Origin of the sequence: Microcystis sp. M083S1, assembly GCF_020246405.1 — a bacterium.
Lineage (GTDB): Bacteria > Cyanobacteriota > Cyanobacteriia > Cyanobacteriales > Microcystaceae > Microcystis > Microcystis aeruginosa_C.
The window spans coordinates 1-13210 of sequence record NZ_JADBTB010000074.1 but is presented as its reverse complement, the minus strand read 5'-3'; the positions used below and the strand labels follow the sequence as shown (position 1 = coordinate 13210).

Here is a 13210-nt window from a genome sequence, read left to right as displayed (position 1 = left end):
CCCTAACTATTGGGCTGGTTTTGGTAAACTTTTTTTGCATTATTCAAATATAACTCACTTTTTAACAGGAAATAAGTAGGTAGGTGTTAAAAACTTTCAGACACCACCCTTATCAAGGGGGGATTAAGGGGGGATCGACACCACCCTTATTAAGGGTAGATTAAGGGGGAATCGAACCCAAAATCCATCTTCAATTTAATTATAATCAGCTACTTACATGGGTATTTTATCCATTTTTTGTGGCTTTGCTTTGCCTAAATTATGGAAATTTTACCATCTTGACACATTGGGCGACTTTCTAACAAGATTAATTACTTAACCACTGACTGAAACTTATGAATTTATCGAGGGCAAAAACTTATGGTCTGCACAGAATGCCATAGCGCACCATCTAATGGTAACTATTGTTTTCTATCGAGTTATCTTTTCTTTGTTCATCGCTGCGGGCTTTCACGAACTTATAATTTAAGATATAAAGATTATTCCTCTGATATCATTCTCACTTACCACTCATTAGTCGATGGTATTTGTCAAGATTTTTGCCAACAAGCTCGCGATAATGTTGAAACCGTTGCCAAGTTTATCAAGCGTAACTTCAAAAAACCACTAAAACTAGATAGATATGAAGCTATCATTAATGTTGGCAGAATAAATGGTTCCTATGAGCCTGCTGCATGGGGACGTAAAACTAGACGGGCTTTATTTGGACAAAGAGAAATTAATGGTAGAAACCTTTCCTATGGAACCGATATCACAGTAGTAGCGCATGAATTTTGTCATGGTTTAATTCAGCAAATTGAGGAAGGAGATAATGAGTTTACAGAAAAAAAAGCACTTGAAGAATCTTTTTGTGATATATTTGCGGTTTTAGTGCGTAACTATCATAGGGATGATGGTTGTTATCGGAATAATCCTCATAATTGGCTGTGGGATGTGGGAGAAAACTTTCAAGAAGGAACCGTATCCCAGAGACAATTAGATAAATTACTTTCTTTAACATCTAACGGTGCAGAGTCTTTCTATGAACAAATACAAATAGATAACTGGACTACGGGCAATAATAATTATCACGAACACGAACTTTCCTTGATTCATAGTCATGCTTTTTATCGATTGATGACAATTCATAACACTGTCATCGATGGACAGCCTCTTTTTAATGGCGAATTTGCTCTTAAGCTATTCCGTCAAGTTCTGAAATCTATTTCTGCGCTCAACAACTTCCTCGATAGTCGTAGAGTATTTGAAGAAGAAGCCCAACTATTACTAGCACCCTCTCCTCATATAGAGGTTCAATTAGATGCTATTTCTCAAGCATTTATTGATGTGGGAATTGAGTAAATATTAGCTAACTAAATTGACTATTAAGCAATCGCTTGGCACTTTTTTAATGTCAGTTTTAAAAAGCCATTTAACCAGGGGATTACCATTTTGTTCCAAGCGGGCAGTTAAATTTAACTTAGTCCTCACCAATTGCATATTATTAGGGACTTTGACAATCATGTGCATAAATTTACTTCCTTGAACTCCTTTTCCCTGTGCTTTTCGATATTCCCAATCAGCCTTATATTCCCCAACTCCTGTGGCTATAATTGTTGGTTGTAATTCGGTGTATTCTAGGGCAAAATCTGTGCCTCCTAAACTTGCCTGAGCTTCCTTAAACTTGATATTGGGGGACAGACTAACTTTACAGTTACGCTTGATTTCCTGATTGATTTCTAACGGATATAGATCAAAAGCAATAGCCCGGTTTTGTTGATTATCGGGCAGTAAATCAACAGAAAATTTAGCTTGAGTAATTTGAAATCTATCTTCTCCACTATTACGAAGAGAACAGGCAAAACGGACTAAAAAAAACTGTGCCTCATTCTGTTTTACCTCTAACCAAGAGGGAATTGCACCAGAATAAAGTTCAGCTAATGGCCAAACTTCTGGTTGTCCGATGCTAACAGTTGGTGCATAGCTGGTCCGTGAGGGAGGTGACATAAATCTAAAATTTTCTTCCTCTTCTTCGCTATCCAATTCTAGTTGCCCTTGCCAAAGAATATGCTGAATTGTTTCAGGAGTAGATAATAACATATCAATTCAATCCGTTAACTTGTTCAATTATCAACAGTATATCGCCAAAATAGAGAAAATAAACCCAATCCTTTGGCGAGAAAACAGGATTCAATAAGTAGTTAGGTGTTAAAAACTATCAGACACCCCCCTTATCAAGGGGGGATTAAGGGGGGATCGACACCCCCCTTATCAAGGGGGGATTAAGGGGGGATCGACACCCCCCTTATCAAGGGGGGATTAAGGGGGGATCGAACCCAAAATCTATCTTCAATTTAATTATAACCAGCTACTTACAATCAAAAATGGGATAGGTTAAAAACAGATCCCACAGTTCCAATTAAGTCAGAACTACTGACGAATTTGTACCGGCATCACCAAATAGGTCATCTTTAAACCTCCCAAGGGGGTAAAAATAACCGGTTGGGTACTAGCATTTAACTGCATTTGGATATCATTATTGGGTAAAGCCTTCAAACCGTCCATTAAATATTTAACATTAAAGGCAATATCGCCACTTTCTCCCTGAATTTCCGCCGCCATGGACTCTTTGGCGCTACCTAAATCGGGAGATTCCACCGCTAGGGATAAACGACTATTCTCGCCATCGAGACTAAACTTGACTAAATTATTCTTTTGGTCCGATAAAACCGCCACTAATTCCAAACAACGGATTAATTGTTTGCGGTCTAAAACCAAAGAGCGCTCGAAGGATTTAGGAATTAACTGATTATAGGTGGGATAGGCCCCTTCTAACTTACGACTGGTTAACCTCTGTTCCCCCATTTCAAAGATGACTTGAGAATCATCCACGTGCAGAGTAATAGTCTCGATATTTTGTTTTGTTGCCATCATTCTTTCCAATTCTCGCAGGGCCCGGGCCGGAATGGTGACATTAAAGCCACCAGAGGCACTTTCCACCTCCTCTAGGGGAGTTTGTACCACCGCTAAACGATGACCGTCCGTGGCGGCAAATTCTAGACAATCGACGGTTTTAGTTAAATGCACCCCCGTCAACACCTGTTTAGTTTCATCGCCACTAGCGGCAAACAATGCACCTTTTAGTCCCTCTGTCAAGGCAACTATAGGTAAATTAACAATTTCTCCATCGGCCACCGTGGGCAATTCTGGGAACTCATCGGCCTTCATGCCGCGAATTTGGAACTGTGCCGAGGCAGTTTTCAGGAAAGCGAGACTATGCTCTTCATCATTCTCGTTTTCTTCCACAGAGATGGTGATTTCCCCCTCTCCCAAACGAGAGACAATATCGTTAAGCAATTTTGCCGGCAGGGTAATTTTGCCCCCTTCCACCACTTCGGCCCGAAAACTGGTGCGAATCCCTAAACTCAAATCAAAAGCAGTCAGGCTAATTTCGCCCTTTTCCTCATCGGCACAAAAGAGAACATTTCCCAACACCGGATGGGTAGGACGACTGGCAACGGCCCGACTAACTAGGGATAAATTGCTGTTGAGTTCGCTTTGACTACTGGTAAATTTCATAGCAGGAATAGTTTTTTTGTACGCTAAAAAATAATAGCAAGAATTCCCCTGTGGAAAATCTGTGGAAAACCTGAGCTTTTTTTGATCGCTCTTTCCGGGCTAAAATCTATCAATAGCAATAACTTCGCCCATTGCTAGGTTTTTCTGAGCAATTCTGAAAAGATTGTGGAAAAATTGTCAAAAGTGAAATTTTTGCCCCTTCTCACCCAATTACATAAGTAGGTAGGCGTTAAAAGTTGTCAGATGCCCCCCTTATCAAGGGGGGACTAAGGGGGGATCGGCACCCCCCTTATCAAGGGGGGACTAAGGGGGGATCGGCACCCCCCTTATCAAGGGGGGATCAAGGGGGGATCAAACCTAAAATCCATTTTTAATTTAATTATAACCAGCTACTTAAGTTGTTAACCATCAAGCTACAAGTCAAGAAGAGCGAGACTTGAGCCGACCAGCGCTCTCCCTAGAAAAAAAATTGCGTAAAATGTAGGCTGGTGATCTTTAAAATGGAACAAGCAGCAGGAAATTAACAAAACAAAGCTCCGGGCATTCCCTGGAATCGATAGACTCAAATAGACAAGGAGACAGGATTGGTTAGCACATCTTCGTATCAAACAACAAAATCGAAAGAAATCTTTACAGCCGCTCAAAAATTAATGCCGGGGGGTGTAAGTTCCCCCGTGCGGGCCTTTAAATCCGTCGGTGGTCAACCCATCGTTTTTGAAAGCGTCAAAGGGGCCTATATTCGCGACGTGGACGGTAACGAATACATCGACTATGTGGGAACTTGGGGGCCGGCTATCTGTGGTCATGCCCATCCCGAAGTTATTGCCGCCCTACACGAGTCCCTAGATAAAGGGACCAGTTTCGGCGCTCCCTGTGTCCAGGAAAATATTCTCGCTGAAATGGTGATTGATGCCGTTCCCAGCATTGAAATGGTGCGTTTTGTCAATTCCGGCACCGAAGCCTGTATGTCCGTCCTGCGCTTAATGCGGGCTTTTACCGGCCGGGATAAAATCATCAAATTCGAGGGCTGTTACCACGGTCACGCCGATATGTTCCTCGTTAAAGCTGGCTCTGGTGTAGCCACCCTGGGCCTACCCGACTCGCCGGGGGTTCCCAAAACCACCACTAACAACACTTTAACCGCTCCCTACAATGACCTAGAAGCAGTAAAAGCCCTCTTTGTCGAAAATCCCGACTCTATCGCCGGGGTGATTTTAGAGCCAGTGGTGGGTAATGCCGGCTTTATCGTGCCGGATGCTGGCTTTTTAGAAGGATTGCGGGAATTAACCAAGGAATACGGGTCCCTATTAATGTTTGATGAGGTAATGACCGGATTCCGCATCGCCTACGGTGGCGCTCAGGAAAAATTCGGCATCACCCCCGATTTAACCACCCTGGGCAAAGTTATCGGCGGTGGGCTGCCGGTGGGGGCCTACGGCGGTCGGGCTGATATTATGGCGATGGTGGCTCCGGCCGGCCCGATGTACCAAGCGGGAACCTTATCCGGCAACCCTTTGGCTATGACGGCGGGAATTAAAACCCTCGAGTTACTCCAGCGCCCCGGCACCTACGAATATCTCGATAAAGTGACCAAATCCTTAACTGAAGGGCTGCTGAAAGTGGCCAGAGATGCTGGTCATAGCGTTTCTGGAGGTCATATCAGTGCCATGTTCGGAATGTTTTTCACCGGCTCCCCCGTGCATAACTATGAAGATGCCAAAAAGGCCGATGTGGCTAAATTCGGTCGTTTTCACCGGGGAATGTTGGAAAGAGGCGTTTATCTAGCTCCTTCCCAGTTTGAAGCTGGTTTTACTTCTTTAGCTCACACAGAGGCCGATATCGAACGGACTTTGGCCGCAGCTAAAGAGGTTTTAGCAAGTTTATAGTCAATGCTGCTTCGACCGGGAAAATTGATTGATAGGGTCCCAAGTATTGATGAGTTGACATCTCCCCGCTTGCAAAAGACGGGGATTCTTAGCGGTGAGATCGAGTGCGGTTTTAACCCTGCTCGATCTCGGTTACAATCTATTTTAGAAGGCCTGTCTAGTAGGTTTTCTGACTGCTATTTTTCAATTTTATTGGTGAGAGTTCCCACTACATCAATACCGAGGGTTTGATGGACACTGGCGAGGAATTGATTGACGATTTCGGGATAGACTTTGATCAGGGCAGCCAGGGATTTGCCATCACCATTATCAACGATATTAACTCGATCGAGGTGTAAGCGTCTAGGAATTTTAATCGCCTCCTCCAGGATAGTTTCTAACTGTTGAATCAAGAAAATTGCCTCTGCTTCGCTGCCGGTGTTTTGCCAGACTTCTGCAAATAATTCGTTAACTAAGGCTTCAGCTTTGGCATTTTCTTCAAAAATTGCCGCTTCTCCTCTAGCGCGGAAAGTTTCAGCTTCCTGCTGCGCTTCTGCGGGTAAAACTTGATCTGCTTGAAGACGTAATCTTTCCAATTCTGCCCTAACCTGTTGCAATTTTTCCTCAACTATAGCACGTTTTTCCTTAGCAGCAGCAATAGTTATTTCTTCTTCCGATTTTGCCTGTTGTTCCAGTTTTGCTTTTAACTTTCTCAACTCGTTTTCTTGCTCTAAAATGATAATTTGATCGCGGGTTTTAGCCACGGTTGCCTGTTCCTCACATTCCGCGACTATTTGTTCAGCTTCATTGAGGGCATTTGATTCAGCAATTTCAGCATCACGCATGACTAAAGCGATTCTTTCCCGTCCGAGGGAGTTAAGATAATCCACGTCATCGGCAACATTTTGAATTTTGAGAGTATCAATTTCTAAACCGAGTTTAAACAGGTCTTGACTGACGTTACTGGTAATACTTTCGGCAAATTTTAGGCGATCTTCGTTCACTTGTTCGGGGGTCATTGTTGCGACTACACCCCGCAAGTTTCCTTCTAAAGTTTCTTTAGCTACGCGAATAATTTCTTCTCGATCTCGATCTAAAAAACGTTCGATCGCATTGCCGACTATTTCAGGTTTAGAACTAACTTTCACGTTAGCAATTGCCACTATATTCAAGGGAATATTGCCCTTAGAATAGGCATTTTTAATCTCAATTCTGATCGGGGTTGTGGTGACATCCATACGTTTAACGGTTTCTAAAATTGGAATACGAATCGCCCGACCCCCCGATACTACTCGATAACCTGCATCTTGTCTATCTTTTGATTTGCGTTTCATCCCACTCAGGATGACTACTTCATTGGGTTTACAAATACACAAAAAAGAATTGATAAACCAAATCGCACCAATACCCAGAAATATCAATAAAGCAATGGGAACACTATTCAATAATAAATTGCCAGCACTATTGTTATTATTGTTGTCGTATTGATTGGGATTGATTTGGATGAGATAGGAATTATTTTGACTATTCATAGTTAGTTACCCTTTGGTTTAGAAGAAATTACAAATCGCCTCTGATATACTTTTCCGCAATGACTAAAACTTTATTGTCTGTGCAACTGAGAATAAATGCTTGATCCCCGACATTAAATTGTTCTTCCCCTTCTGTTATCGCTACTATATCGATCAGACTATCTCCGACATTAACTCGCACTTTTCCCTTGCTATTTTTATCGAAGGGGATTTGAACAACTCCGATTAAACCGATGAGAGAGTGATAATCGACGATACTATTTACCTGTTGGTTGCAGCGTCTTAACTTGACTAAAATCAGGAGTAGGATGGCTAAACCAATACCTACCCCTAAGGAAATTAAAACGATTGTGAGCAGTTGAGCATTCATAGTTTAGTTATTTACCGTTATGGTTGCCCCCAATCAAATTACCGTTAACTAATTTGAGACTTCGGCCATTTCAATCACGCGATCAGCATTATCTTTGACCAAAAAATTTAAAGGTTTATTGCGACGAACCTTATACTTTAAGCGTCGTGATTCCACCCGCATCAGAATTTGTTCTAAACAATCGTGATCAAAACAAACGTGACGATGACGATCCTTATAACCTGCGGTTGCCCCACTAACGATGTGCAGTTGGGTATTTTTCTTTAACTGATACCATAAACCCTGGGGTTGATCTCCCAAAGAAGTGTTGGCAGTAGTCACAACCGGATTACTAGACATATAAAATGGGTCAATCATATTATTGCCCATCGTCTGCTCATAATTGTAATAGTAATGGAGGGGGACATCGGCCGTGGGCAAATTTAAAAGTCCTTCATAAAATTGTCGGGCTGTCTCCAAATCTGTCACCATGATTGTATGAACTTTTGGGGCGCTAGTTAGAAACATCCACATGGCTAAAGCATAAGCGGCCAGGAGCATAACCATAATCCCCTGGGTGGACAGGAGAGTATCAAGGGGTAGGAAAGCGCCGAAGAAAAGATGATTTATCAACACTGATGTGATCCTATTGCCTAAGAATTTCTATCATTCCCTAATTATAATCATGGCGCTGAAACTTAAGTTAACGGGGTGGGGAGTGACTAAGTTCCGTACATTTGTATTAAAATGCTCCCTACCCAGTTTAAATACAGTACAATTTACCTCAAATTCTCCCCATGGGATGAATAAGTAGCTGGTTATAATTAAATTAAAAATGGATTTTAGGTTCGATCCCCCCTTAGTACTAGGGTTGATTCATAGTAGGGGTGATTCATGAATCAACCCTACCCTATAGTCCCCCCTTGATAAGGGTGGTGTCTGATAATTTTTAACGCCTACCTACTTAAATGATGAGATGATGACATTGCGGACAGAAATCTGAGGAATTAGCGGAGATGAAAGCGTATATTGGGAATAGAGCCGTCCCTAGAAAGTGAGCCACTGTTATGAATTCTTTTGCACTCCCCGTCTTTCTGCAATCAGGTTTAACCCTACTGGCATTTTTAGTGCTGATTATCCTGATGGCTTAAATCTTAATCCGTCTGTGACTTCGATCGAGCAGGGGACGATCGATAGCTCAGACTAAATTTTGATAGACAGTTAACAGATGTTCAGCGATCGCTGACCAACTATATTGATTTAAGACTAAATCCCTGGCATTTTTCCCTCGTTGTTGGCGAATTTTAGGATTAGTGATAGCCGCTTCCAAAGTATTAGTTAAATCCTCAAGCTGACAAGCTGTCACCCATCCCGCGGCCGCTGCTGCCACCGCAGGATGCAGATCCACCCGATCCGAGATGACCACAGGAATTCCGGCAGCCATAGCTTCGGCAACCGCGATGCCAAAATTTTCATAGTAGGAAGGTAAAACAAATAAATCGGCCCTAGCGAGGAGGCTATTTTTTACTTCTCCGGTGACAAATCCAGTAATTGTTGTATTTTTAGCCAAGATTGACCGCTCGATCTGATTTTTAATCCGATTTTCGTACTCCCGGTCCTGGGGATTACCTCCTGCTAAGACAAAATGAAAATCTAGACCATTTTCTAACAACCTTTCTAAACTGGGCAGCAATAAATCTAGACCTTTTTTCGGATCAAGACGGGACATATAGAGGATGATCGGTTTATTTTCGGGAAGATCAAAACCCTTTACTGGTAAAGCTTGTGGGTTAAAAAAATCTACCCCTAGGGGGATGACAATATCCTTAGTTTTTATATTAAATCTTTTGGAAGTTTGACACTCCTGCTGACTGGTAAAATGAATTGCCGCCGCCGCCGCTAAATTGGGTTTTTCCAGAAAATTGGCATATATTTGTTTAAGTTGCCGTTTTTTTTGCAAATCTGCCGGATCGAGGGTGCCTAGGGGACGGAGAATATAGGGCAGTTGATGATAACGAGCGATCAAAGCCGATATACTGCTCACTGGAGAGAATAAAGCATGAATGTGAGCGATATCGTAATCTTTTGCCCTATTAGCCAACCAAGTAAACAGATCAAGGGAAAATTTATAGCGCCGAAAGGGAGAACAGGGAAAATAATAGATTTGATAGCCATTTTGACTAACAGGGACCCCCAAAGGCACATCTAGGGGTGCTTGTCCCGTGTCACCATTGGAATCGGTGGTAATAATAGTCACATCTTGGCCCAGTTGGGCCAGGGCTGCTGACAAACCAAGTACCATTTGACTAGGGCCACCGTAAACAAGGGAAATCGAAGGAACAATCTGAAGAATTTTCATCTCTTTGGTGCAAAGGTCAAGACTTGTTAAAATCGATCAAGCCGTTCGCTCAAATTTACCACTTCTGTGGCTCTCATTTATGGTAATCGACTTTCTGCCCTTCACTATCAATATTTCTCCGGCCTTTATTGCCGGTAGCTGTCTCTGGTCTTTAGCATTATATTTGGGGTTAGCTGGGGTACGAAATTGGTTTATAGAAATTTTCTATCGCTGGTTTAATTTTGCCGAGCGTTTCCTCTATACTTCCCTAGAGGAGTTTGAAAAAACTCGCGTCGCCAGGGAATCCCAAAATGCTTTTTATGCCTCTATCTTTAGTATTATTCCCTTTCTCATTCTCGGCGGTTTCTCCGATTGGTTAATTGAGATTAGTTTAGGAAAAAGTTGGCCGATTAGTGTCGGTATTCTCGCCTGTGTTGCCTCTGGTGTCTATGAATTAGGACGGCAGGACGGCAGCGGTAATCAGTAAATTAAGCTGTTAACCATCTCAATTATTACTTAGGACTGCACGGGAGTGGCAAGTTAGTAGATTTTAACCCTTGACTAGCGCTCAATCTTTTCCTTCCAGACGATTTTTATGTTTATTAAGAGTCTTTTGTAGTAAATTCAAAACCTCATTGGCAATCTCAATAACTTCATGGGTTCCAAAACCGGCCTGAGTTAATTCTTTAAAAAAAGCCTTAGCGACAATTTTGGCTAATTTCGGGGGATAGGGATGGACAGCGATCGAATGTTCGGACTGAATTTCTGCTATTTCTCTAGTCACTGCCATGGCCACAAAACGAGATTTTAACATCCCTTGCAAATGAAAAATTTGCAGGGATTGGGCTGCCTGTTGAGCGAATAACTGCAAGATTTCTAAATCTAATGGTTCAAAATGTTTTTTGTCTAGGGGAAAACTGAGATTAATTACTCCAATTATCTGCTGATTGAGGATAATCGGTGCGGCTATAAAACTATTATTATTTGATCTTTTTGGATAACTGGCTGCACTGGCAAATGATGATCGAGTTATATCCTTAATTAGTAAAGGTTTCCCTGTGGCCGCTACATTGTCGGCAATAGCTTGATCAAGTTTAATTATTTCTTGATCAGCTAAAGGTGATAGCTCATCATAATGGGCAAAAACTTCTAGATAATCGGTAATTTCCCCTTTTAATTCCTGTGGAGAGCTTAACAGGATTAAACAGCGCCGCGCTCGCAATTGATGAGCGCTCATACTAGCTATTTTCCGAAAAATATCTTCGATATTTTCCTCAACATTCAAGACAAGAGCCAGAGCCGTTAATTTGGGGTTAAAATTATCCATGTATTCAATCACTTAATCAGTCCGAGTTTAGGCTTTTAGGGTAAGGGTGACATTCCCCATCTCCCTGTTTATCTGAGTCTATAGCGTGCCATAGCATCTGATCGAGGGGCTTTTTTACTCGCTAACTGATCTATTGTAGATGTACTGAAAAACTTCTGTCTGTCTCTTGTTTTTTGTCTTCCCTCTAGCTACTCTGAGATCTAGTAGGTCAGAGGAGTTTAACCTGACTGGAGTGAAAGATGGTGCGTTTTCTCTGGGCAATTTTGGCCGGTGTGGGGATGGGGATAACAGTAGCGCCGGTTTCTTGGTGGTTACTCGCTTGGATTTCTCTCGTCCCCCTGTGGATTATTGTGAGATTAGGGGAAAAATCCCTAAAAAAACAGCTTTTATACGGTTTTGGCTGGGGTTTTGCCTACCATGGTCTCGCTTTATTCTGGATCACGGGAATTCACCCGATGACGTGGATGGGTGTCCCCTGGTTAGCGAGTTTGTCAATTGCTCTGTTTTGTTGGCTGTTTATTACTTTTTGGGGAACGGCGATCGTGCTAACTTGGACGTTAGTTATGTTTTATGTCAACAAAAGTGTTAATCAGTCATCTTTTAGGGATGCTCTCCTGCGGGTTTTCATCGGTACTGCCCTCTGGTGTGGGTTAGAATCTCTCTGGAGTCAATCCCCTCTCTGGTGGACTACCCTTGCTTATAGTCAAAGTCCCCATAATTTATTGATTCTGCAATTGGGAAAATTATCGGGTTTTACGACGATAACGGCGGCAATTGTGGCAGTTAACGGTTTAATCGCCGAAAGCTTGCTCCTAATCCGTCAGTCGCGGCAAAATCTCGCTTTTCTCTCTTTACCCCTCCTCATTTGTTTGAGCCTGCATCTCTGGGGATGGAATGTTTACCATAAACCGCTCGAAAAGTCAAGGGATTTAGGGATAAAAATTGGCGTAATTCAGGGCAATATTCCCAACACGATTAAACTTTCGCCCCTAGGATTTCAAAAGGCACTCGAAGGTTACACCTCTGGTTATCAAATTCTCGCCGATCAAGGAGTAGATGCCGTCTTAACTCCTGAAACCGCCTTACCCTATTATTGGGAGAACTTAGTCAATAATAGCTCGATTTATTCGGCAATTTTAGCCAAAAAAACGCCGATCTGGTTGGGTGCATTTGGCAAGGTGGACAAGGGTTATAATAATAGTCTCTTGACCATTGATGGCGAGGGACAGGTGATTAGTCGCTATGATAAAGTAATTCTCGTGCCTTTAGGCGAATACGTTCCTTTTCAGGAAATTTTAGGCGGAATTGTTGATCGCCTTTCTCCCTTGCAAGCGCATTTAATACCGGGAGATGCCGATCAAATTATTGACAGTCCTTTCGGTAAAATCATTGTGGGCATTTGTTACGAGTCGGCTTTTTCTGAACATTTTCGCCGTCAAACTGCTAGGGGAGGCGAATTTATTATTACTGCTTCTAATAACGCCCATTATAGCCACGCCATGCCCGCTCAACACCATGCTCAGGATACCATGCGAGCGATCGAAACCGATCGATGGATGGCCCGGGCCACCAATACAGGTTATTCTGCTTTTGTCGATCCCCACGGTAATCACCTTTGGCTATCGGATTTAGATAAATATCAAATCCATAGCGAAACAATTTATCGACGGGATACGAGAACTTTATATGTGCGCTGGGGAGATTGGTTAACCAAAGTTTTAATCATTACTGCCGGACTAGCTTGGCTCTGGAGAGCTTGGGATTAAGGTGACAGTGCTATACTTTTTCCTGAATAAACTGTATAAATAACCTAAGTTTTTGATGCAATGAAAGAGCAATTTGTCAAGTGGTTGAATAGAATCTTAATATTTGATGTGTTTTTAGTGATAGCGGGTTTTCTCTGGTTTGCCGTGGCTGTTATTGGTGAATCCACGGGAATTCCCCTAGGATTTAAACTTTTTCAGCGTCTTTGGCTGCCCCTATTCAATCCTGCTATTAGTATTTTAATTGCGGGGGCGATTTTAAGCTGGGCGATTAATAAAATTCAAGAACGCTTGTCCCCTAAATAGGGTCTGCTTAATTCAGTTATCAGTTATCAGTTAAGTAGCTGGTTATAATTAAATTAAAAATGGATTTTAGGTTCGATCCCCCCTGCTCCCCTTGATAAGGTAGGGTTGATTCATGAATCAACCCTACCCTTGATAAGGGTGGTGTCTGATAATTTTTAACGCCTACCTACTT

Annotated in this window: 12 protein-coding genes; 5 read left to right on the top strand and 7 right to left on the bottom strand. The window is 42.3% G+C overall.

The features are described 5' to 3' along the window. The first annotated feature begins 360 nt into the window (after window positions 1-360). The gene (locus tag IM450_RS07045) at window positions 361-1341 is read left to right on the top strand and encodes a M4 family metallopeptidase (protein ID WP_104397230.1); all 981 of its coding nucleotides are present in this window, start codon (window positions 361-363) and stop codon (window positions 1339-1341) included. 3 nt (window positions 1342-1344) lie between these two features. Here IM450_RS07045 and IM450_RS07040 read toward each other — a convergent pair whose 3' ends face one another. Continuing rightward, complete coding sequence (locus IM450_RS07040; protein ID WP_287670232.1) at window positions 1345-2079, bottom strand: hypothetical protein; 735 nt, start codon at window positions 2077-2079, stop codon at window positions 1345-1347. 330 nt (window positions 2080-2409) lie between these two features. After that, window positions 2410-3558: a DNA polymerase III subunit beta gene (gene dnaN, locus IM450_RS07035; RefSeq protein WP_004163844.1), complete on the bottom strand. Its 1149-nt coding sequence runs from the start codon at window positions 3556-3558 to the stop codon at window positions 2410-2412. A gap of 584 nt (window positions 3559-4142) precedes the next feature. On the opposite strand from dnaN, the gene hemL reads away from it, so the two are divergent. Beyond that, complete coding sequence (gene hemL / locus IM450_RS07030) at window positions 4143-5444, top strand: glutamate-1-semialdehyde 2,1-aminomutase (RefSeq protein WP_043997877.1); 1302 nt, start codon at window positions 4143-4145, stop codon at window positions 5442-5444. A 176-nt stretch (window positions 5445-5620) separates the two neighbouring features. Here hemL and IM450_RS07025 read toward each other — a convergent pair whose 3' ends face one another. The 4 genes from IM450_RS07025 to hpsP all read right to left on the bottom strand — a co-directional run bounded on the left by IM450_RS07025 (window position 5621) and on the right by hpsP (window position 9663). Further along, complete coding sequence (locus IM450_RS07025; protein WP_004163847.1) at window positions 5621-6955, bottom strand: flotillin family protein; 1335 nt, start codon at window positions 6953-6955, stop codon at window positions 5621-5623. 28 nt (window positions 6956-6983) lie between these two features. After that, window positions 6984-7325: a hypothetical protein gene (locus tag IM450_RS07020; RefSeq protein ID WP_004163848.1), complete on the bottom strand. Its 342-nt coding sequence runs from the start codon at window positions 7323-7325 to the stop codon at window positions 6984-6986. A gap of 48 nt (window positions 7326-7373) precedes the next feature. Further along, a complete protein-coding gene (locus IM450_RS07015; protein WP_004163849.1) occupies window positions 7374-7940 on the bottom strand; it encodes a hypothetical protein in 567 nt (188 codons plus the stop codon). A gap of 562 nt (window positions 7941-8502) precedes the next feature. After that, a complete protein-coding gene (gene hpsP / locus IM450_RS07010) occupies window positions 8503-9663 on the bottom strand; it encodes a hormogonium polysaccharide biosynthesis glycosyltransferase HpsP (protein ID WP_287670227.1) in 1161 nt (386 codons plus the stop codon). A 79-nt stretch (window positions 9664-9742) separates the two neighbouring features. Here hpsP and IM450_RS07005 point away from each other — a divergent pair, with 79 nt between their 5' ends. Next, window positions 9743-10129, top strand: coding sequence for a hypothetical protein (locus IM450_RS07005; RefSeq protein ID WP_002739650.1), 387 nt, complete (start codon window positions 9743-9745; stop codon window positions 10127-10129). Between the two features lie 81 nt (window positions 10130-10210). Here IM450_RS07005 and IM450_RS07000 read toward each other — a convergent pair whose 3' ends face one another. Then, window positions 10211-10969: a GAF domain-containing protein gene (locus tag IM450_RS07000; protein ID WP_043997359.1), complete on the bottom strand. Its 759-nt coding sequence runs from the start codon at window positions 10967-10969 to the stop codon at window positions 10211-10213. Between the two features lie 239 nt (window positions 10970-11208). Here IM450_RS07000 and lnt point away from each other — a divergent pair, with 239 nt between their 5' ends. Together lnt and IM450_RS06990 are read left to right on the top strand one after the other, a co-directional pair. After that, a complete protein-coding gene (gene lnt, locus IM450_RS06995) occupies window positions 11209-12735 on the top strand; it encodes an apolipoprotein N-acyltransferase (protein ID WP_287670224.1) in 1527 nt (508 codons plus the stop codon). 60 nt (window positions 12736-12795) lie between these two features. Beyond that, window positions 12796-13038, top strand: coding sequence for a hypothetical protein (locus IM450_RS06990; RefSeq protein WP_002740130.1), 243 nt, complete (start codon window positions 12796-12798; stop codon window positions 13036-13038). The last annotated feature ends 172 nt before the right edge of the window (window positions 13039-13210 follow it).

What these genes read in the sequence shown, in the direction of transcription:
- IM450_RS06990 (WP_002740130.1), top strand. Translation starts at nt 12,796, where the DNA reads ATGAAAGAGCAATTTGTCAAGTGGTTGAATAGAATCTTAATATTTGAT.
- hpsP (WP_287670227.1), bottom strand. Translation starts at nt 9,663, where the DNA reads ATGAAAATTCTTCAGATTGTTCCTTCGATTTCCCTTGTTTACGGTGGC.
- IM450_RS07045 (WP_104397230.1), top strand. Translation starts at nt 361, where the DNA reads ATGGTCTGCACAGAATGCCATAGCGCACCATCTAATGGTAACTATTGT.
- IM450_RS07025 (WP_004163847.1), bottom strand. Translation starts at nt 6,955, where the DNA reads ATGAATAGTCAAAATAATTCCTATCTCATCCAAATCAATCCCAATCAA.
- IM450_RS07005 (WP_002739650.1), top strand. Translation starts at nt 9,743, where the DNA reads ATGGTAATCGACTTTCTGCCCTTCACTATCAATATTTCTCCGGCCTTT.
- IM450_RS07000 (WP_043997359.1), bottom strand. Translation starts at nt 10,969, where the DNA reads ATGGATAATTTTAACCCCAAATTAACGGCTCTGGCTCTTGTCTTGAAT.
- IM450_RS07040 (WP_287670232.1), bottom strand. Translation starts at nt 2,079, where the DNA reads ATGTTATTATCTACTCCTGAAACAATTCAGCATATTCTTTGGCAAGGG.
- IM450_RS07020 (WP_004163848.1), bottom strand. Translation starts at nt 7,325, where the DNA reads ATGAATGCTCAACTGCTCACAATCGTTTTAATTTCCTTAGGGGTAGGT.
- lnt (WP_287670224.1), top strand. Translation starts at nt 11,209, where the DNA reads ATGGTGCGTTTTCTCTGGGCAATTTTGGCCGGTGTGGGGATGGGGATA.
- dnaN (WP_004163844.1), bottom strand. Translation starts at nt 3,558, where the DNA reads ATGAAATTTACCAGTAGTCAAAGCGAACTCAACAGCAATTTATCCCTA.